The sequence below is a fragment of the Pseudomonas sp. GZD-222 genome, assembly GCF_049310525.1.
Taxonomy (GTDB): domain Bacteria; phylum Pseudomonadota; class Gammaproteobacteria; order Pseudomonadales; family Pseudomonadaceae; genus Aquipseudomonas.
Window position 1 is genome coordinate 21971 of record NZ_JBMOWO010000096.1, and the last position, 19253, is coordinate 41223.

A 19253-nucleotide genomic window follows, 5' to 3' on the forward strand; every position below is an offset into this window, starting at 1 on the left:
TTTCAGTTGTCATCAGGCTGTCATGCCAGCGTCATAGCCTGCCGCCATCAATCCTGATGGAGTGCATCATGTTTTCCAGTCGTTTCAGTGCTGTGTGCGGGCTTTTGCTGGTCAGTGGCCTGGCCAGTGCCGAGGTCCGGGTAGAAGGGCCGGTCGAGTATGGCCTGTTCGAAACCCGTCACCAGAACTTCCAGCCGGGCGAGCGGGTACTGACCCAGAGCAATCAGACGATCCAGCACACTGACGAGATTCCGGCGCGGCTGGGCAGCAAGTTCGGCATGCGCTACCGCCTGGAAGGCAAGGTCGCGGAAGACACACCGCTGACCTTGCTGTACCTCACGCCAGGGGTGCGTACCCCCGATGGCAAGCGCCACGACAAATTCGAAGTGGTACAGAAACTGGTGCCTGGTGCCGCACAGGATGTCATGGCCTACGAGTTCACCGAAACTCATGAAGTGGTGCCGGGGCAGTGGCATTTCATGGTTTTCCAGGGTGATCGCCTGCTCGCCGAACAGCGGTTTACCGTGCGCTGAAGCGGACCGCGCCTGTCGTCGAGATGAGCGGGCGTTTTGATATCATGTTTTCGTCTAACGCAAATCTTCCAAGGGCCGATATCTTCTAGAAGAAGGGACAGCTGCATCGCTTTGCAGCGCTTTTGGAAGGAGCCGGAAGATGAACTTGAGAAGCATGAATATCGCGCCCAGGGCCGGTTTGGGATTCGGTCTGGTGGCACTGTTGGTGGTTGCTCTCGGTGCTTTTGCGCTGATGCAGATGGGCAGCATGCGCCAACAGTCGCAGCAGGTCGACAGCAACTGGCTGCCCAGCGTCATCGCGGTAGGCAAGATGTCCCAGGACACTTTGCGTATTCGTGCCCTGAACTTGCGCTTACTGATCAATCGCGACCCGCAGTCGCTGCAGCAGAACAAGACGCGCATCGAGGAAATCAAGGCCGGCCTGAGCAAGGCGCAGCAGCAGTACCAGGCGCTGATTGTCCTGCCTGAAGAGCAGACGCTGTTTGATCGCTACCTGAAACTTGAACAACAGTACCTGGGCTTGCAAGCCCAGGTAACCGAGCTGTCGGTGCAAGGGCAGGTCGATGCCGCCATTGCCCTGGTCAATGGCGAGATGAACCAGATGGCCGATCAGCTTACCGCCACGCTCAACGAGCTGATCGCGCTGAATAACCATCATGCCAACACCGCTACCGACCTGGCCGAGGCGGTGTACAAGAATGCCCAGGTCTGGGTCGTTGCGCTGTTGCTGGCCGCGCTGGTGATTACCATCGTTCTGGCGCTGACCTTGACCCGCAGTATCGTCCGTCCCTTGGCGCAATCACTGCAGGTGGCCGAGGTGGTAGCCACCGGCGACCTGACTCCGCAGATTGCGGTACACGGCAATGACGAGCCGGCGCGGCTGTTGACGGCGCTCAAGCAGATGCAGCACAGCTTGCGCGATACGATTTCGCGCATCTCCGACTCATCCAGCCAGTTGGCTTCGGCGTCAGAAGAGTTGAGTGCAGTGACTGAAGATGCCACGCGCGGCCTGATGCAGCAGAGCCAGGAAATCGAGCAGGCGGCGACGGCGGTCAATCAGATGACGACGGCAGTGGAGGAGGTCGCCAGCAACGCGGTGGCCACTTCAGAAGCGTCTCGCGAGTCGAACCGGATCGCCCACCAGGGCCGTGAGCAAGTGCGTCTGACGGTGGCCTCGATCGAGTCGCTGGCGGCAGGTGTGACGTCCAACGCCGAAGAGGTGGGTCAGCTGGCGCAGCAGGTGCATGGCATTACCAAGGTACTGGATGTGATTGGGGCCATTGCCGAGCAGACCAACCTGCTGGCCCTCAATGCTGCAATCGAAGCAGCCCGGGCCGGGGATGCAGGGCGCGGTTTTGCGGTAGTGGCCGATGAGGTACGGGCCCTGGCGCATCGCACCCAGCAGTCGACTCAGGAAATCGAACAGATGATTCATGGTATTCAGCAGGGTACTGATCGCGCGGTCTCGGGCATGCAGCAGAGCAACGACCGTGCCCGCAGCACGCTGGAAGGGGCTCATGCGGCAGGGGCTGCGCTGGAGGAGATTGCCGCCGCTATCAGCCTGATCAACGAGCGCAACCTGGTGATTGCTAGCGCCTCTGAGCAGCAGGCGCAGGTGGCGCGGGAGGTGGATCGCAACCTGACCAACATTCGCGATCTGGCGATGCAGACGTCGGCGGGGGCCAATCAGACCAATGCGGCGAGTCAGGCGTTGTCGCAGTTGGCGATTGATCTGAATGGGTTGGTAGGGCGGTTTTCGGTTTAGGTGGGAATGCCAGGCACAAACAAAAACGCCCCGAACCAGTCGGGGCGTTTTCAGTGCAAGAGACTAGCCCTTACTTGCCTTCCCAGCGCTTGAGCACCAGGGTGGCGTTGGTGCCGCCGAAGCCGAAGCTGTTGCTCATCACAGTATCGATCTTGGCGTTTTCGCGGGTTTCACGCAGAACCGGGAGGTCAGCCACTTCTGGATCCAGCTCGTCGATGTTGGCGGAACCGGCAATGAAGTTGCCTTCCATCATCAGCATGCAGTAGATCGCTTCATGAACGCCGGCGGCGCCCAGGGAGTGACCGGACAGGCTCTTGGTCGAGCTGATGGCCGGTGCCTTGTCGCCGAACACTTCACGCACACCTTTCATCTCGGCAACGTCGCCAACCGGGGTCGAGGTGCCGTGGGTGTTCAGGTAGTCGATCGGGGTGTCGACGGTGGACAGCGCCTGCTGCATGCAGCGAATTGCGCCTTCGCCACTCGGGGCGACCATGTCGTAGCCATCGGAAGTGGCACCGTAGCCGACGATTTCGGCATAGATTTTCGCGCCACGGGCCAGAGCGTGCTCCAGCTCCTCGACCACGACCATACCGCCGCCACCGGCGATAACGAAGCCGTCACGGTCGGCGTCGTAGGCACGGGAGGCTTTTTCCGGGGTGTCGTTGCGCTTGCTGGACAGGGCGCCCATGGCGTCGAACAGGAACGACTGGCTCCAGTGCTCTTCTTCACCGCCACCGGCGAAGACGATGTCCTGCTTGCCCATCTGGATCTGCTCCATCGCGGTGCCGATGCAGTGCGCACTGGTGGCGCAAGCAGAGGCGATGGAGTAGTTCAGGCCCTTGATCTTGAACGGGGTGGCCAGGCACGCCGAGACGGTGCTGCTCATGGTCCGGGTGACGCGGTACGGGCCAACGCGCTTGACGCCTTTTTCGCGCAGGATGTCCAGCGCTTCCATCTGGTTCAGGGTCGACGCGCCGCCGCTGCCGGCGATCAGGCCGGTACGCGGGTTGGACACCTGTTCTTCGGTCAGGCCCGAATCTTTGATCGCGTCGGCCATCGCCAGGTAGGCGTAGGCAGCAGCGTGACCGACGAAACGGAAGATCTTGCGGTCGATCAGTTCTTCGAGGTTGAGGTCAATGGAGCCGGAAACCTGGCTACGCAGACCCATTTCGGCATATTCCGGGTTGAATCGGATGCCAGGGCGGCTTGCACGCAGGTTGGCGGAGACGGTCTCTTTGTCATTGCCCAGGCACGAAACAATGCCCAGACCAGTGATAACGACGCGGCGCATGCGGATAACCCTTAGAAGTTGTCAGTGGAGGTGAATACGCCGACCCGAAGGCCTTCGGCGGTGTAGATCTCGCGACCGTCGACACTGACCGAGCCATCAGCGATGGCCATGTTCAGCTTGCCCTTCAGGACGCGCTTGATGTGAATGTTGTACGTGACTTTTTTTGCCGTTGGCAGCACCTGGCCGAAGAATTTGACTTCACCGGAACCCAGGGCGCGACCGCGACCTGGCAGGCCTTGCCAGCCGAGGTAGAAGCCGACCAGCTGCCACATGGCATCAAGGCCCAGGCAGCCTGGCATGACCGGATCACCTTCGAAGTGGCAAGCGAAGAACCACAGATCCGGGGTGATATCCAGCTCGGCGACCAATTCACCTTTGCCGTACTTGCCACCCTCGGCGCTGATATGGGTGATGCGATCCACCATCAGCATGTTCGGGGCGGGCAGTTGCGCGTTACCTGGGCCGAACAGCTCACCGCGACTGCAGCGCAGCAGGTCTTCCCGAGTAAAGGCGTTTTGTTTGGTCATGCGAGCTCCTCAATAGTCCCCGTGCGGCAGGGGGGCAAATCTTCCCGGCCGACCCAAAACGCTTGTGCTTGGGGCGGCAGCCTACACATAGACTATTGCGTTGTAGTGAAAGTCACAGCGCACGGGGCAAAGAAGTACACTTGTGCACTGAAATTTTATTTTCAGGCCTTTTCAGTGGCCTGTCCAGTTCCTAAGACTGCCGCAATTTCACATTAATCGCCAGTCGCAGCTGACTGACCGGGTAACCAACGCTGCAGAATTTGCTGTAAATCAGTTCGTTTGAACGGCTTGGCCAGGTAATCATTCATTCCTGCACTCAGGCAGCGCTCGCGATCACCCTGCAAGGCGTTTGCGGTCAAGGCGATGATCGGCATGGAGGCAGCCTGGGGGAGCTGGCGGATGCGCCGGGTTGCTTCATAGCCGTCGATGATTGGCAGCCGGCAGTCCATCAGCGTCGCGGCAAAGCGCTGGCGAGCAACTTGCGCCACGGCCTGGGCGCCGTCCACAGCAATGTACACCTCAAACCCCAGGCTGCGCAGCATGGCTTCGATCACCGTCTGGTTCACCGGGTTGTCTTCGACCAGCAGGATGCGCTGACCCTGGCCTTCCTCTTCGGCACCGATATGCTGGCTTGGCAGACATGGCGTCTGTTGCACCGCCAGTGCCAGGGGCATCTCCAGGGTAAAGGTCGAGCCATGGCCTTCACGGCTTTCGCCGCGCAAGGTGCCACCCATGCGTTCAGCCAGGGTGCGGGCGATCGACAGGCCCAGGCCGGTGCCGCCATAGCGCCGGGAAATCGAGCTGTCGGCTTGCTGGAAGGCAACGAACATCATCTCCAGGCGCTGGTTGTCGATACCGATACCCGTGTCATGCACGGCGCAGTTGAACCAGATCAGCTGGCGGTCCAGCACTTGCCAGCGGGGCTCGATGCGCACGCTGCCCTGTTCGGTGAATTTCAGCGCATTGCCCACCAGATTGAGCAGAATCTGACGGATCCGTGTGGGGTCCCCGACGACGTGCAGTTGCTCCATCCCCGGCGGCAGATGTAGTTGCAGGCTCAGGCCCCGCTGGTTGGCCAGGTGCTGGAACGATTGCACGCAACTGCCGATCAGTTCGCCAAGGTTGAAGTCGATATGTTCCAGTTCCAGGCTGGTGCGCTCGATTCGCGAGAAGTCGAGAATGTCGTTGATCACCTTGAGCAAATGGCCGGTCGACTCACTGGCCACGGCGGTGTATTCCACCTGCTCCTCACTCAGCGCCGTGGTTTCCAGTAGCTGCAGCATGCCCAAAACACCGTTCATGGGCGTGCGCAGTTCATGGCTCATCATGGCCAGAAAGTCGGATTTGGCCCGGTTTGCCTGTTCGGCTTCCTCGCGCGCCTGAATCAGTTGCGACATGGCCTGCTGCTGTTCATGACTGGCCTGAGCCAGGGCGCGGGCCAGATTGTTGATATGCCGGGCCAGGTGGCCGAGTTCACTGTCATCGACCACCGGCAAGGGTGCATTGAAGTCGCCTTGCTGGATGGCTTTGACCGCATGGCCCATATCGCTGATCGGTTTGGCCAGGCTCAGCGCCAGGCGGCGGGCCAATAGAAAGGTGAAGAGCAGGGCGAACAGGGCGAGGATCCCTGCCTTGATCACGATTTCCTTCTGGCGCTCGCTGAAGGCGTCATTGGACATGCCGACAATGACCCTGCCCAGGTAGTCATCACCGACGTTCTTCAGGGGTTGCCGGCCGCTGTGCAGGAAGTCGTTATCCAGGCGGATCTGCTGCAGGCGGATAGGGGCCTGGAACACTTCTACCTGCTGCGCGCGATTGTCGTGTTCATCGGGCTGCTCGACATACACCAGGATGTGGTTGCTGCTGTCCTGGACCTCGAGAAAACGCACATGAGGAATGCTCAAGGTGGCCCGCATCAGGCTTTCGAGTACTTCGTCGTTGCCGGCGATGACACCGTACTCCGACGCCGGCGCCAACTGGTTGGCGATCAGCTGGCCGGTGTGATTGAGTTCCTGGCGCAGGTCCTGGATCCGTACGAAGGTGAAGAAGCTGATCAGCAACAGTGTCAGCAGCAGCGCCGGCCCCAAGCTGATGATCTGCGTGCGGGTATGAATGTCCCAGCTCAGACGACGCCTCATGGTCTGCGTTCTCCTTCGGCCAGCACCAGGGCGGCGCCTTCGAGGTCGATGGTTTCGATTCCCAGGGCGCGGGCGACCTGCTGATTGCCGACGACACTGAAATGATCGGGGTAAAGCGCTCGCGGCCACCGGCCTGGCGGTTGATCGAGTAGCCGGTCGACGACCGCCAGCCAATCGTCCTGATTACTCAGGGTGCTGGCCAGGGCGCCGGCGCGAACAAACCCCGCGTTCGGGCCGATTACCGGCATCTGCCGGGCGTAACTGCTCAATAGCAAGTTCTTCGCCGTCTTGGAGTTGTACAGCTGAGGATCGTCGATGCCCAGCAGAACATCGCTGTTTTGCAGCAGGGTTTGCAAGGGGCGGCTGTCACGCAAGTCCGGCCAGGCTTGAGCAACGATCTCAAGGCCCATGGGTTTCGCTGCGCGGCGCAGTTCTTCCAGCAGAAAGTGGCTGTGCTGGGCGTAGAGTACGCCGACACGCTGGGCCTCGGGCAGCAGGTAGCGGGTCAAGCGCAACTGACGGTCCAGGGGCGGATCGCTCCATAGCAAACTCAGGTAAGCCGGGCGCAAGTTGCCCAGACGCTGCTCTGCCTGGACCCGGCTGACACGCAGGGCCAGCGCCGGTGGACCCGCGGTCTCACTCAATCGCCATTCCAGGCTGGCGCTGTCGAGCAGGATCAGGCGGATCGCAGCATTGAGCCGGGAAGGTCGGGCAAGTTCGGTCACCGGTACGAAGTGCACCGTGTCGGCAGGGCGACGTTCACGCAGGGCCTGGACGAATTGTTCGACGCCGGGGCTGTCCTGGATGCCGGTGAGCAGGATTTCACTGGCCGATAACCCGCCCAGTGGCCACAGGCAGATCAATAGCAGCCAATGCCGCAACACGCGCATCAGAATTCCAGCTCCGCACTGAAATACACAACATGGCGGCTGTCAAAGCGGTTATCAGCAAAGGTGGTGGGTTCATCATCCAGGCGCTGCTGCACAGTGCCCGCCAATTCAAGCTGTGTGCGCTCCCAGCGCAGGCGCTTGGCCACGCGCAGATCGACGCGCTCGAAGCGGTACTGGTTCAGCTCGTCGTCACCATAATAGAAGAGGGCGCTGGACCAGCCTTGCCCCCAGTCGCGCAGCCAGCCGGCCGAGCCACTGTTATGCGCGCTCAGGCGCCGATCATCGGGGTTGCTGGCCCAGGCATCGACATAGGCGTAGGTCAGGCGCAGTCGGTCAGCCGGACTCAGACGCCAGTCCAGTTGGGTCTCGGTACCGCTGAATCGAGCCTTGTTGCTATTGCTGGCGATGTACTGGTTGTTGCGCAGCGGCTCGCTGATCATGCCGGTGATTTCGTCGTAGAACAGCTTGAGGTCAACGCTCAGGTCGGCGTCGGCGAAGTAACCGTTATAGCCCAGTTCCCGCGAACGCATGCGTTCCTGTTCGAGGTCGCCTGGTCCACGGGTCTTGACGAAATACCGGGCGCTGCGTTGACCGAAGGCACCAGGTCTCAGGTTGTTGACGCGATAGCTCCAGTTGACATTGTTTTCGAACATGTCCGGTGAGCGCACGGCCTCAGAGTACACCGCCCGCAGACCGTGGCGTGGGGTGATCAGGTAGTTTACGGCCAGGCGCGGGGTGAGTGAGCTGCCGGAGAGCTTGGTATCTTCGAACATCGCCCCGCCCTGGACGATCCAGTGCTCGTCAGCGCGCCATTCCAGGTGGCCGAACAGGCGCCAGGTGGTGTCGTTGAGGCTGCCATTGAAGAAGGTCTGCGAGTCGGCGCGGTCATAGCGGTAGTTGGCGCCGCTGACCAGGCGCAGGCTGTCGGACAGGCTCAGGGTGTCCTGCAGTTCCAGGTCGTAGCGGGTTTCACGGGTGCTCTGGTCGATGTCGCCGCACACCTGGCTGGAGCCGCCGTTGCGCCATTGTTGCTGCACTTGACGGCCCAAGGCTTGCTCTGTCGCACCGCCAGCGGGCAATGGCGAACGAATATTGCGTGCCACTTGCTCGGCGTAGTTCGGATTGAGCTGCCACAAACGGGTCAGTTCCGGGCTGAACGACAGGGCCGCATCACAGGCGCGCCACACTTGCTGGCGGTCCCAGTGCTGGGCCGTGCCTTGCAGGTAAAGGCTGTGCTCGGGGTTGAAGTCGATGTTCCAGCGTACAGAGCCGGCATAGTCCTTGGCCTTGGTGTCGGAGCCGTCGCCGTTGGCGGTGACGCCATAGAACACTGGCTTGTAGGTGTAGGGCCGTTGGTTGCTGCCTTCCTTGGCGGCGAACTGCCAATCCAGGCTCTGGTTATTGGTAAGGGCGTGGCTGACACTCAGGTTCAGGCGGTCGAGGCGGCGACTGTCGTGGTAATCCTGGCCGTTGCGGGTTTCATCGAAGCCATCATCCTGTTTGCCCGAGAGCGACAGGCGCAGGTCGCCGCCGTCCCAACCGCTGCCCTGACTGGCATACCAGTCATTGATGCCGCGCTGGCCACGGGTAACCTTCAAGCGCGTGCCGTGGCTGTCGGCCGGTTTGCGCGTGAGGATGTTGACTACCGCCATCAGTGCGTTGGCGCCATAGCTGACAGTATTGGGGCCGCGAAACACCTCGATGCGCTCGATATCCTCCATGGCCAGCGGAATGTCGCTCCAGTCCACCGTTGCCAGCCCAGGGCGGTATACCGAACGGCCATCGATCAACACCTGCATGCGCCGGGCGTCGTTGACGTTGCTGCCGTGGTAGTTGACCGTGGGCTGATTGCCGGCGCCGTAGCCGATCATCATCCCGGGTACCAGTCGCAGCAATTCGGGAATATCCCGGGCGCCGCTGGCGCTGATCAAGGCACTGTCGAGCACGGTCATGCTGCCAGGCACCGCTGCGGGCGACTGTTTGAGCCGGGTAGCGGTGAGTACCTGAGGTAGCGCCTGGCTGTCGACGAACAGGTCGTCCGCTGCCGTGGGGCCAGCCAATACGGCAGTCAACAACAAGAGGGGGCGCGAAGCTGGGGGGCCAAATGACACGGTGCGGCCTTGGTATCGAATTCAAACCGGGCATGTTAACCGAGTGGCCAGCATTTTTCAGTGACGTAGGGCGCGATTTCGTGGTCAATTCACACAACTGGCGCTGGCTCTGGCTCGGGCGCTCCGTATAATGCGGGAGTTGCCACTTAATTGGTTTTAACGGATTGGATATGACTGAACAGCAGCCTGTTGCAGTTCTGGGAGGCGGGAGTTTCGGTACCGCCGTGGCGAATCTGCTGGCGGAAAACGGCATCGGCGTACGGCAATGGATGCGTGATCCGGAGCAGGCCGAGGCAATGCGCACAAATCGGGAAAATCCACGTTACCTCAAGGGCGTGAAGATCCACCCGGGCGTTGATCCGGTCAACGACCTGCTGGCGACCCTAGAGGCGTGCGAGCTGATCTTCGTCGCCCTGCCATCCAGCGCGCTGCGCAGTGTGCTGGCGCCACATGCGCAACTGCTGCGTGGCAAGATGCTGGTCAGTCTGACCAAGGGGATCGAGGCGCAAAGCTTCAAGTTGATGAGCCAGATCCTTGAAGAGATCGCCCCCGAGGCCCGCATCGGTGTGCTTTCAGGGCCGAACCTGGCCCGTGAAGTCGCTGAGCATGCGCTGACCGCCACCGTGGTCGCCAGTGAAGACGAAGCGCTCTGCCAGCGTGTGCAGGCAGTGCTGCACGGGCGTACCTTCCGTGTCTATGCCAGTAGCGACCGTTTCGGTGTCGAGCTGGGTGGGGCGCTAAAGAACGTTTATGCCATTATCGCCGGTATGGCGGTGGCCCTGGGCATGGGCGAGAACACCAAAAGCATGCTGATTACCCGGGCCCTGGCGGAAATGACGCGCTTTGCCGTGAGCCAGGGTGCCAACCCGATGACCTTTCTCGGCCTGGCCGGGGTCGGCGACCTGATCGTTACCTGTTCTTCGCCCAAGAGCCGCAATTACCAGGTGGGTCACGCCCTGGGGCAAGGGTTGAGCCTGGAAGAGGCGGTCAGCCGCCTGGGTGAGGTTGCCGAAGGGGTAAATACGCTCAAGGTGCTCAAGGTCAAAGCCCAGGAAGTTCAAGTGTATATGCCGCTGGTTGCAGGCCTGCATGCGATTCTTTTCGAAGGGCGGACCTTGAACCAGGTGATCGAGTTGCTGATGCGCGCCGAACCGAAAACCGATGTCGACTTTATTTCCACCAGCGGTTTCAACTGAGTACAGGAGCAAGGCATGAACGAATCCCCGAACCAGGCCCCGCGTGAGTCCATCATTCTGCGCGTGCTGTGGATGCTGGTATTCCTGGTGGTGTGGCAGCTGGCCGAACTGTTACTTGGCGGCCTGGTGCTGGTGCAACTGATCTATCGCCTGATCTACGGCGCGCCGAGTGCGAGCATGATGAACTTCGGCGACAGCCTCAGCCAGTTTCTGGCCCAGATCGGTCGCTTCGGCAGCTTTCATAGCGACCAGAAGCCCTGGCCGTTTGCCGATTGGCCAGCGCCGCGCGCCCCGGAAGGTGAAGCCGCGCATAGTGTACCGCCAGCGCCGCATCCAGTCCGTGACGAGGAGCCCAAGCTGTGAAGCTCTGGGTGTTGCGTCACGGTGAGGCCGAACCTCGGGCCAATAGCGACTCGGAACGTCGGCTGACCGCTCATGGTCGCGAGCAGGTATTGCGCAGCGCTGCACACCTGCTCGGCCAGGATCTGCAAGTCATCCTCGCCAGCCCCTACGTACGCGCTCAACAGACTGCAGCGTTGGTTCACCAAGCCCTTGGTTTCATCAAGCCGGTGCAGACAGTCACCTGGCTAACGCCGGATACCGATCCCCAGAAGGTTATCGCCGAGCTGGACAAGCTCGGCCTGGAAAACGTGCTGCTGGTCAGCCATCAGCCGCTGGTGAGTTGTCTGGTAGGGATGCTGGAGCAAGGCCACCAGCAGGGACCCTCAATGTCCACCGCGAGCCTGGCCGAGCTCGAAGGTGACTGGCCGCTGGCCGGATTGATGACCTTGCGCGGTCTTTCCCACCCCTGAGCCTTGGGCGCGCCGTAGGCCACTGATCGACCTGACATATTTATCAGTTGTCGATCAGTGGTCGGCTTGTTAGCGTTCGCCAAAGACACGGGCAGGGTAGCCCAGGGGATCAGGTAATGAGCAGTAGATATCCACATCTGGTCTATTCGGCAGACCTGAGACCAACGCTGGATAAAGTGCAAGATGATCAGGTGCTGGGTTTTGCCGAGTACCGCCTGTTGCAGGACAGTGCCGACGCCAAACTCGATAATCTGCTGCGCAAATTCGAAGGTCAGTACGAACTCGGACAATTGCGCCAGGCCAGCATTCGTATGGCCCACCTGCTGCAATCCAGTTGCCTGGCCTTGGGCAAACTCGATCTCGATCCCGAAGACAAACGCCGCGCCCGTGAGGCCCTGGAGTTGCAACTGGCGTCTATGCAGGCGTGCCTGCGCCGCTCGATGGCCAGTTTTGGCGAGTATTGACCTGATTGCCCTTGGCGATGGCTTTTCCAGACATTGCTGATTGCCAGGCACTTGCAGACAATGGCCCATCACTCTCCCAGGGACAGGCGGCCATGTCGCAGCAGATCTTCTTCGCCCATGCCAACGGCTTCCCTTCGGCGACCTACGGTAAGCTCTTCGCTGCGCTTGCACCCGACTATCAGGTGTTTCACTTGCCGCAACATGCTCATGACCCGCGTTTCCCGGTCGATGAAAACTGGCAGAACCTGGTTGACGAGCTGATTCATCACCTGGAACAGCAGCCGGGCCCGGTCTGGGGTGTCGGGCATTCGCTCGGCGGAGTGTTGCACTTGCATGCGGCATTGCGTTGTCCGCAGTTTTATCGCGGCGTGGTCATGCTCGATTCGCCGGTGCTGACCCGCATTGATCAGTGGGTGCTACAGGCGGCCAAACGCATGGGTTTCATTGATCGCATCACCCCGGCTGGGCGCACCTTGGGCCGGCGTGAGGCGTTTACCGACCGTGAAAGTGCCCGGGCTTATTTCGCCGGTAAATCACTGTTCCGCCATTTCGACCCGGACTGTCTCGACGCTTACCTGGAACACGGCCTGCAAACGTCCGACGAAGGCTTGCGCCTGCGCTTCGATCCGGCTACCGAAATCAGCATATACCGCAATATTCCGCACACCCGACCGGCACCGGCCAAGCGCCTGGAGCTGCCGCTGGCCATGGTGCGCGGCAGCAGCAGCCGGATTGTCCGGCATCATCATGCTTTGGCTGTGCGCAGCCTGCCGCGGGGCGAATACCACAGCTTGCCAGGGGGGCACATGTTTCCGCTGGAGCGGCCCACGGACACCGCGAGCCTGATAAAAGGTCTGTTTGATCGCTGGCAGCAGGAGCCTGTATGAGCACGAATATGCAAGAGATTCGCCTGAACCTCGGGCATATTGAACTGGCCGGGCACCTGTTTGGCCCGGCCGACGGCGTGCCGGTGATTGCCCTGCATGGCTGGCTGGACAATGCCAACAGCTTTGCCCGGTTGGCGCCGAAACTTCACGGGCTGCGCATCCTGGCCCTGGACCTGGCCGGCCATGGTCACTCCGAGCATCGTCCGGCGGGTGCGGGCTATGCCCTGTGGGACTATGCCCATGATGTGTTGCGGGTTGCCGAACAGATGGGCTGGGAACGATTTGCCCTGATCGGCCACTCACTGGGCGCGATCATCTCGGTGGTGCTGGCTGGATCGCTGCCTGAGCGCGTTACCCGTCTGGCCCTGATCGACGGGGTGATCCCGCCCACCAGTGGCCCTCAAGATGCCGCCGAGCGCATGGGCATGGCCTTACAGGCGCAACTGCGCCTGGACAGCAAGCGCAAGGCCGTGCACCCAAGCCTTGATCAAGCGATCCAGGCGCGTATGAAGGGCCTGGTCGCGGTCAGTCGTGAGGCCGCCGAACTGCTTGCTCAGCGTGGGCTGATGCCGGTACCGGGTGGTTACAGCTGGCGCAGCGACAGCCGCCTGACCCTGCCATCGCCCACGCGTCTGAGTGAAGCGCAGGCCTTGAGCTTCGTTCAGCGCGTCGCCTGTCCGGCTACGCTGGTAGTGGCTGCCGACGGTATGCTCGCCCGCCACAACGAGCTGCTCGAGCAGCTACCCTTTGCCCGGACAGTGTTGCCGGGCGGCCATCATTTGCACGTGAATGACGAAGATGGCGCAACCCTTGTTGCAGACTGTTTCAATCGCTTCTTTGGCATTTCTTGACTTGCGGCGGTCAACTGTCGAGGCTTGGCGGGTTGAACAGGGAGACAACCATGAACGAGCAAGACAATGTCACATCCTGTGGCCACCTTGACGCCCCGTGCTGCGTGGCGTGCCTATGAGTCTCACGTATTGCATCCGTGCTGCGATTGCCGGGTTGGGCCTGCTTGCCAGTGCGCCATTGTTGGCCGAAGGGCTGCCGGTACCGGTCGATGCCAAAGTCGTCGATCAGCGCCCGGCACTGGTGCAGGAGCGTATCTATCCCTTGGGTGGTCTGCGCAAGATCAGTAATCAGCTGCGCGTCGAAGGCAAGATTGAAAGCCGTGGTGAGGTCAGCTCGGTAACCTATGAGTTACCGCGTGAGCGCAGCGCCAACGAAGCCTTCACGGCCGCGCGTGAAGCCTTGCAGAAAGACGGTGGGTACCCGCTGTTCTGGTGCCAGGCACGTGACTGTGGTGAAAACAGCCTGTGGGCCAATGAGGTGTTCAAGAGTCGGCAGTTGTCTGGCTCGGACGAACAGCAGGCGTTCATTCTGTTGCGCCGTTCCGCCGAGCAGAGCAACACCTTGATCGCGCTGTACAGCATTACGCGTGGCAATAAACGCGCTTACTTGCATGTCGAGCAGTTTGTCGCCGAGGCGCCTCTGGGTGAGCTGCTGCCAACACCGGCCACGGTCATGCGCGAACTGCTCGACACCGGCAAGCTCGACTACCCTGATCTGAGCGGCGAGCCGCCGCAAACTTGGGTAACCTTGATCGGGCGCAGCTTGAACAACAACAGCACGTTGCGTGTGAGCCTCAGTGGCAGCCAGGCCGAAGCCTGGCGTGAGCAACTGATCAAGGCCGGCGTGCTTGCGGCCCGGCTGGAAGTGGGCGACGCCAAAACCGACGGTTTTCACGTCGAACTGATACGTTGATCGAGATACGTGATGCCCAATAATGACCGTCTGCTGGTGCAGATTATCCTCCTGGGCCTGCTCGGTGCAGGCCTGTGGGTGATGGCCCCGTTCATGTCGGCGCTGCTCTGGGGGGCCATTCTGGCGTTTGCCAGCTGGCCGCTGATGCGCCTGTTGACCCGCCTGCTGGGTGGGCGCGAAACCCTCGCTGCAGGTTTGTTGACCACGCTGTGGATCTTGCTGGTGGCGTTGCCGCTGGTCTGGCTGGGTTTCAATCTGGCGGATCATATTCGTGATGCCACCGCGTTCGTGCGGGATGTCCAGGTCGATGGTTTGCCGGATGCGCCGGACTGGCTCGCGGGTGTGCCCCTGGTAGGGGAGCGCCTGGTGCGCATGTGGAACACCCTCGATCAGCAGGGTGCGGCATTGCTGACGACGATCAAGCCCTACCTGGGGCAGGTCGGAAACTGGTTGCTGGCACGCAGTGCGCAGATTGGCAGCGGGATGCTCGAGCTGACCTTGAGCCTGGTGTTCGTGTTCTTTTTCTATCGTGATGGCCCGCGTTTGGCGGCATTCGTCCTGCGCTTGCTGGATCGGCTGATTGGCGAGCGCGCCGAGTACTACCTGGAACTGGTTGCCGGTACGGTGCAGCGGGTGGTCAACGGTGTGATCGGTACCGCGGCGGCCCAGGCCGTGCTGGCGGTGATCGGTTTCCTGATCGCCGGCGTACCGGGTGCGTTGGTACTGGGTATCGTCACTTTCATGCTCAGCCTGATCCCCATGGGCCCGCCACTCGCCTGGGTGCCGGCCACGGCGTGGCTGGCCTGGCAGGGTGAATACGGCATGGCGGTATTTCTCGGGATCTGGGGCACGTTCATCATCAGTGGCGTCGACAACGTGCTCAAGCCTTACCTGATCAGTCGCGGTGGCAACCTGCCGTTGGTGATTGTGTTGCTGGGGGTGTTTGGCGGCTTGCTGGCCTTCGGCTTCATCGGCCTGTTCATCGGTCCTACTCTACTGGCCGTCGCCTACAGTCTGCTGCTCGACTGGTCGCGCAGCACGCCAGTGGCGCCGCCGCGCACCTGATTGGCAGCCTTGGGTCAGTGTTGCGGGGCGGAATGCTTGACCACCGCAAGCTCCGGGTGGGCGACAAGTTTGTCGATGTGCAACTCGTCGTTGTTCATCCAGGTTTCGGTCAGCACCCGGTAGTGCTCCATGTCGCGGCAACGCATGCGCAGGCTGTAGTCGAAATGGCCGCTGATCAACTGACAATCGAAGACCTGCGGGCAGGCGCGTACACAAGCTTCGAAGGCCTTTTGCGCTGAACGCCCGCTTTGATTGGACAGGGCCACCAGCACCAGCAATGACAGTCCGGGCGACACCCGTTGCTCGTCGATGATTGCGCTGTAGCCGCGAATCACCCCGCGGCGTTCCAGCTTGCGTACCCGTTCAAGGCAGGGGCGGGGAGTAAGGTGCACCAGCGAGGACAGTTTCTCGTAGGTGATGCGCCCATCATGGCGCAACACGTCGATGATCGCTTCGTCGATCCGGTCCAGCGCAGGTGTGGCGTGTGGGCTGTTAACCTTGGTATCCATACAGGTTCGGCTTCACTTCAAACGGTGGGTGACCATGAATATGGTACGACCTTCCTTGGTCGGCGTCTGTATCACATTGAGCGGCCGAACCTGACAGGGGTCAGGCCGTTTTCTTCGCGGCGTTGGCCAGCGGCTGGCGCAGCAGGGCGAACAGGTTCTTGGGATCGGCAAGCTCCGGTACCAGGGCAATGTCGTGGCCAATGTCCAGTGCTTTGGCGGTATCGAGCACATAGCGCAGGGCCGAATAGTCTTCCAGGGCAAAGCCGACCGAGTCGAACAGGGTCACCTGATCGGCGCTTTCGCGGCCGGGCGCCTGGCCGTTGACCACTTGCCAGAACTCTGTGGCCGGCGAGTCGGCAGGCATCTGCTGGATCTCACCTTCGATACGACTTTGCGGCTCATATTCGACGATCACCCGGGCGCGCTCGACGATGTCCCGGTGCAATTCGGTCTTGCCTGGGCAGTCGCCGCCCACGGCATTGAGGTGCATGCCTGGCTCGATCATCTCCGGGGTGAGGATGGTGGCGAAGGCTTTGTCGGCCGTCACGGTGGTGACGATATCGGCGCCGCGTACTGCTTCGGCGACAGAGCCGGCGATGCTTACCCGCAACTGCGGGAAGGCGCTGAGGTTGGCGACCAGTTTGGCGCTGGCCTTGGGGTCCAGGTCGTACAGGCGGATTTCTTCGATGCCCAGCAAGGCATGGAAGGCCAGGGCCTGGAACTCACTTTGCGAGCCGTTGCCGATCAGTGCCATACGCCGGCTGTTTGGGCGTGCCAGGTAGCGGGCTGCCAGGGCCGAGGTGGCGGCGGTGCGAATGGCAGTGGTCAGGGTCATTTCGCTGAGCAGTACCGGGGCGCCGCTATCGACATCGCCCAACGCGCCGAAAGCCATGACCGTGAGCATGCCGCGCTGGGTGTTTTTTGGGTGGCCGTTGACGTACTTGAAGGCATACAGGTTGGCATCGGACACTGGCATCAACTCGATCACGCCATCGGGCGAATGGTTGGCCAGGCGTGGGCATTTCTCAAAGTCGTGCCAGCGCAGGTAGTCCTCACGGATGTACTCGGCCATTTCGCTGATGCAGGTACTCAGGCCTTTGCGGGCAACCAGATGGCTGAGGTCGGTCACATCGATATAGCGGGTCATGATGAACTCCTTTGTTATTGGCACCGAGGCACGCAGCTTGGGGCGATACGGCTATTGTCGATGCGCCAAGGGAAACATCTCGGCTGAAGCAAGGCGGACACTCAGCAGGTTCAGCTGAAATGTGCGGTTTAACAGCGGAATCGGCTGTTGAGCGTCAAGCCTGTACTTGAGGCATTCAGGCGCGGATCAGTCGTCGGCCTGGCCCTGGGCATGCAAGCGTTTATAGAGAGTGGTGCGGCTGATGCCCAGATCACGAGCCAGGGCTGAGACGTTGCCCTTGAGTGCTTGCAGTCTCAGGTTCAGGTTACGCTCATCCGCGGCAAAGGGCGGGGTGGGTTCGGCTCTTCTGGCTGCAGGCAGTTCGCTGAAAAAGCTGTCCGGCAAGTGTTCCAGAGCGATGGGCTGCTGGCCTGCCAGTGCCAGGGCAACCTGCAGGGTACTGGCCAGCTGGCGCACATTACCTGGCCACGGATGCTGCAACAGATACTCCAGTACTTTGCTGTCCAGCTGTCGCGGTGCATCGATGTCACGGTAGTGCTGGTGGAGCTGCTCGATCAGCGCCAGGCGATCGCTGCGTTCGCGCAATGGTGGCAGGCTCAGGCTAAGCCCGGCGATCCGGTAGTACAGGTCCTGGCGAAAGAGCCCCTGGCGTACCCGTTCGACCAGATCCTGGTGGGTGGCCGAGATCACCCGAATGTCCACCGGCACCGGCTCGCCGCTGCCCAGGGGCTGGATACAGCGGGTCTGCAGGAAGCGCAGCAAGCGCGCCTGGGTGGGCAGCGGCATGTCGCCGATCTCGTCGAGAAATACGATGCCATGTTCGGCTTTGCGGATCAGGCCCGGGTTACCTTTGTGGTGAGCGCCAGTGAATGCACCTTTCTCATAACCGAACAGTTCCGATTCCACCAGCTCGGCCGGGATCGCGGCGCAGTTCACCGCAATCAACGGTTGCTTGCGACGGCTGCTGGCTTCGTGCAGAGCCTGGACGAAGACCTCCTTGCCCACCCCGGTTTCACCCTGGATCAATACTGGAATGTCTTTTTCCAGCAGCAGCCCGGCCTGACGCAGGGCCTTGCTGATACGGGGGTCGCAATCGACCGGCGGTTGACGGCTGGCAGGTGTCGAGGGCTTTGCCAAGGGCGCATGTAACAGGCAATGAAAGCGATTGCGTCCGGCTACCTGTACGGCAAAGGGCTGGCCTTCGGCACGATCCAGCAATGTCGACAGTGGGGTCTGGAACAGGTGTTCCAGGCTGTGCTGCAAGGCGGGCTGACCGAGCAAGCTGTCAGCCCGGCGATTGGCGGCAAGAATGCGCCCGCGCTCATCGAACACCAGCAGGCCGGCCCATTGGCTGTCGAGGTTGTTCGAGCCGGTGTTGAAACTCAGCTGGCGATAGTGGCCGGCGTAGCGCGCGAGAATCAGGCGGTTCTCCAGGCTCTGGCTCATCATCCGCACCAGACCCAGGGTTTGTGAGGCCGGCAGGTAGCTGTCGCTGGACACATCCAGTACGCCGATCAGCCGGCGCTCGGCGTCGAACAACGGCGCGGCGGCGCTGGCCATGTAGCGATTGAGTTTGAGGAAGTGTTCATCCTGGCCCACATGCACCGCCTCGGCGCAGGCCAGGGCGGTACCGATGGCGTTGGTGCCAACCCCTTGTTCGAGCCAGCGTGCCCCGGCGACAAAACCGTGTTGCTGGCGCGGGTCGATGAAGCGCCGGGTACCCCAGGTTTCCAGTAACTGGCCCTGATCATCGCTGAGCATGATCAGATAACTGGAGTTGCCTAACAGGTGATTGAACTGCGGCATCACCTCGTCGCAGGTGGTGCGCAACAGGACATGATGGCGTTCGAGCAGTTCACTGAGGCTGGCAGCGCAACATTCACCGTAATCGGGTAGCGACTGGTGCTCCAGGCCGTAGTTGCGGCAGCGTGCCCAGGAGGCCTGAATCAGTTGGGCGTGGGAGGCACTGGATACGGCCATGGGCCTTTCCTCTACGGGCGCTGAGTTGTTGTTTTTGTGTGATCCAGTGTTGTTCAGTCCTGTTCATTGTCAATGTCAGCGCTGTTCAGGTGTTCAGCACTCGCTGTTCAGTTTTGTTCAGTCGCGAATCTGCTGCTTCTGTCGATCAATAAAAAACAACGCCACGACAATGAC

18 protein-coding genes are annotated in these 19253 nt (G+C 61.2%); 10 read left to right on the forward strand and 8 right to left on the reverse strand.

Going from position 1 to position 19253, the window contains the following annotated elements; translation table 11 throughout:
* Nucleotides 1–68 precede the first annotated feature (68 nt).
* Both ACO6VD_RS18125 and ACO6VD_RS18130 read left to right on the forward strand, forming a co-directional pair.
* Entirely contained in the window at nt 69–533 is a 465-nt protein-coding gene (locus tag ACO6VD_RS18125) for a DUF3859 domain-containing protein (protein WP_400173506.1), read from the forward strand.
* 139 nt (nt 534–672) lie between these two features.
* A complete protein-coding gene (locus ACO6VD_RS18130; protein WP_422421038.1) occupies nt 673–2298 on the forward strand; it encodes a methyl-accepting chemotaxis protein in 1626 nt (541 codons plus the stop codon).
* Between the two features lie 70 nt (nt 2299–2368).
* Here ACO6VD_RS18130 and fabB read toward each other — a convergent pair whose 3' ends face one another.
* The 5 genes from fabB to ACO6VD_RS18155 form a co-directional block, all read right to left on the reverse strand.
* Entirely contained in the window at nt 2369–3589 is a 1221-nt protein-coding gene (gene fabB, locus ACO6VD_RS18135) for a beta-ketoacyl-ACP synthase I (RefSeq protein ID WP_038613087.1), read from the reverse strand.
* Nucleotides 3590–3600: 11 nt separating this feature from the next.
* Nucleotides 3601–4116 carry a 3-hydroxyacyl-[acyl-carrier-protein] dehydratase FabA gene (gene fabA, locus ACO6VD_RS18140; RefSeq protein ID WP_045202185.1) on the reverse strand — a complete coding sequence of 172 codons (516 nt, stop codon included), beginning with the start codon at nt 4114–4116 and terminating at the stop codon, nt 3601–3603.
* Nucleotides 4117–4328: 212 nt separating this feature from the next.
* Nucleotides 4329–6254, reverse strand: a complete 1926-nt coding sequence (locus tag ACO6VD_RS18145; protein ID WP_422421040.1) for an ATP-binding protein — start codon at nt 6252–6254, stop codon at nt 4329–4331.
* Complete coding sequence (locus tag ACO6VD_RS18150) at nt 6251–7147, reverse strand: ABC transporter substrate-binding protein (protein WP_422421099.1); 897 nt, start codon at nt 7145–7147, stop codon at nt 6251–6253. Before ACO6VD_RS18150 ends, ACO6VD_RS18145 begins: the two co-directional genes overlap by 4 nt.
* Nucleotides 7144–9255: a TonB-dependent receptor plug domain-containing protein gene (locus ACO6VD_RS18155; protein WP_422421042.1), complete on the reverse strand. Its 2112-nt coding sequence runs from the start codon at nt 9253–9255 to the stop codon at nt 7144–7146. The genes ACO6VD_RS18150 and ACO6VD_RS18155 overlap by 4 nt, the downstream gene beginning before the upstream one ends.
* Nucleotides 9256–9425: 170 nt before the next feature.
* Here ACO6VD_RS18155 and ACO6VD_RS18160 point away from each other — a divergent pair, with 170 nt between their 5' ends.
* The 8 genes from ACO6VD_RS18160 (at nt 9426) to ACO6VD_RS18195 (ending at nt 15443) form a co-directional block, all read left to right on the forward strand.
* Complete coding sequence (locus ACO6VD_RS18160) at nt 9426–10451, forward strand: NAD(P)H-dependent glycerol-3-phosphate dehydrogenase (RefSeq protein ID WP_422421043.1); 1026 nt, start codon at nt 9426–9428, stop codon at nt 10449–10451.
* A 15-nt stretch (nt 10452–10466) separates the two neighbouring features.
* The gene (locus ACO6VD_RS18165) at nt 10467–10814 is read left to right on the forward strand and encodes a DUF4389 domain-containing protein (protein WP_422421045.1); all 348 of its coding nucleotides are present in this window, start codon (nt 10467–10469) and stop codon (nt 10812–10814) included.
* Nucleotides 10811–11263 carry a phosphohistidine phosphatase SixA gene (gene sixA, locus ACO6VD_RS18170; protein WP_422421047.1) on the forward strand — a complete coding sequence of 151 codons (453 nt, stop codon included), beginning with the start codon at nt 10811–10813 and terminating at the stop codon, nt 11261–11263. Before ACO6VD_RS18165 ends, sixA begins: the two co-directional genes overlap by 4 nt.
* A gap of 116 nt (nt 11264–11379) precedes the next feature.
* Entirely contained in the window at nt 11380–11727 is a 348-nt protein-coding gene (locus tag ACO6VD_RS18175; protein WP_422421049.1) for a hypothetical protein, read from the forward strand.
* Nucleotides 11728–11819: 92 nt separating this feature from the next.
* Nucleotides 11820–12614 (forward strand): alpha/beta fold hydrolase, encoded by a 795-nt coding sequence (locus ACO6VD_RS18180; RefSeq protein WP_422421051.1) that lies wholly within the window; start codon nt 11820–11822, stop codon nt 12612–12614.
* A complete protein-coding gene (locus ACO6VD_RS18185) occupies nt 12611–13465 on the forward strand; it encodes an alpha/beta hydrolase (protein WP_422421053.1) in 855 nt (284 codons plus the stop codon). Before ACO6VD_RS18180 ends, ACO6VD_RS18185 begins: the two co-directional genes overlap by 4 nt.
* A 115-nt stretch (nt 13466–13580) precedes the next feature.
* Nucleotides 13581–14378 (forward strand): DUF4892 domain-containing protein, encoded by a 798-nt coding sequence (locus ACO6VD_RS18190; RefSeq protein ID WP_422421055.1) that lies wholly within the window; start codon nt 13581–13583, stop codon nt 14376–14378.
* 12 nt (nt 14379–14390) lie between these two features.
* A complete protein-coding gene (locus tag ACO6VD_RS18195; RefSeq protein WP_422421057.1) occupies nt 14391–15443 on the forward strand; it encodes an AI-2E family transporter in 1053 nt (350 codons plus the stop codon).
* Between the two features lie 14 nt (nt 15444–15457).
* On the opposite strand, the gene ACO6VD_RS18200 is transcribed toward ACO6VD_RS18195, so the two are convergent.
* From ACO6VD_RS18200 to ACO6VD_RS18210, 3 genes are all read right to left on the reverse strand, one after another.
* A complete protein-coding gene (locus ACO6VD_RS18200; RefSeq protein WP_400171693.1) occupies nt 15458–15952 on the reverse strand; it encodes an Lrp/AsnC family transcriptional regulator in 495 nt (164 codons plus the stop codon).
* A 100-nt stretch (nt 15953–16052) separates the two neighbouring features.
* Nucleotides 16053–17099 carry an ornithine cyclodeaminase gene (locus ACO6VD_RS18205; protein ID WP_422421058.1) on the reverse strand — a complete coding sequence of 349 codons (1047 nt, stop codon included), beginning with the start codon at nt 17097–17099 and terminating at the stop codon, nt 16053–16055.
* Nucleotides 17100–17285: 186 nt separating this feature from the next.
* On the reverse strand, nt 17286–19079 hold the full coding sequence (locus tag ACO6VD_RS18210) for a sigma-54-dependent Fis family transcriptional regulator (protein WP_422421059.1): 1794 nt from the start codon (nt 19077–19079) through the stop codon (nt 17286–17288).
* Nucleotides 19080–19253: the final 174 nt, after the last annotated feature.

Coding starts and splice junctions, on each gene's coding strand:
- ACO6VD_RS18165 (WP_422421045.1), top strand. CDS start 10,467: ATGAACGAATCCCCGAACCAGGCCCCGCGTGAGTCCATCATTCTGCGC.
- ACO6VD_RS18125 (WP_400173506.1), top strand. CDS start 69: ATGTTTTCCAGTCGTTTCAGTGCTGTGTGCGGGCTTTTGCTGGTCAGT.
- ACO6VD_RS18145 (WP_422421040.1), bottom strand. CDS start 6,254: ATGAGGCGTCGTCTGAGCTGGGACATTCATACCCGCACGCAGATCATC.
- ACO6VD_RS18205 (WP_422421058.1), bottom strand. CDS start 17,099: ATGACCCGCTATATCGATGTGACCGACCTCAGCCATCTGGTTGCCCGC.
- ACO6VD_RS18210 (WP_422421059.1), bottom strand. CDS start 19,079: ATGGCCGTATCCAGTGCCTCCCACGCCCAACTGATTCAGGCCTCCTGG.
- ACO6VD_RS18160 (WP_422421043.1), top strand. CDS start 9,426: ATGACTGAACAGCAGCCTGTTGCAGTTCTGGGAGGCGGGAGTTTCGGT.
- ACO6VD_RS18200 (WP_400171693.1), bottom strand. CDS start 15,952: ATGGATACCAAGGTTAACAGCCCACACGCCACACCTGCGCTGGACCGG.
- ACO6VD_RS18185 (WP_422421053.1), top strand. CDS start 12,611: ATGAGCACGAATATGCAAGAGATTCGCCTGAACCTCGGGCATATTGAA.
- ACO6VD_RS18175 (WP_422421049.1), top strand. CDS start 11,380: ATGAGCAGTAGATATCCACATCTGGTCTATTCGGCAGACCTGAGACCA.
- ACO6VD_RS18195 (WP_422421057.1), top strand. CDS start 14,391: ATGCCCAATAATGACCGTCTGCTGGTGCAGATTATCCTCCTGGGCCTG.
- ACO6VD_RS18190 (WP_422421055.1), top strand. CDS start 13,581: ATGAGTCTCACGTATTGCATCCGTGCTGCGATTGCCGGGTTGGGCCTG.
- fabB (WP_038613087.1), bottom strand. CDS start 3,589: ATGCGCCGCGTCGTTATCACTGGTCTGGGCATTGTTTCGTGCCTGGGC.
- fabA (WP_045202185.1), bottom strand. CDS start 4,116: ATGACCAAACAAAACGCCTTTACTCGGGAAGACCTGCTGCGCTGCAGT.
- ACO6VD_RS18180 (WP_422421051.1), top strand. CDS start 11,820: ATGTCGCAGCAGATCTTCTTCGCCCATGCCAACGGCTTCCCTTCGGCG.
- ACO6VD_RS18130 (WP_422421038.1), top strand. CDS start 673: ATGAACTTGAGAAGCATGAATATCGCGCCCAGGGCCGGTTTGGGATTC.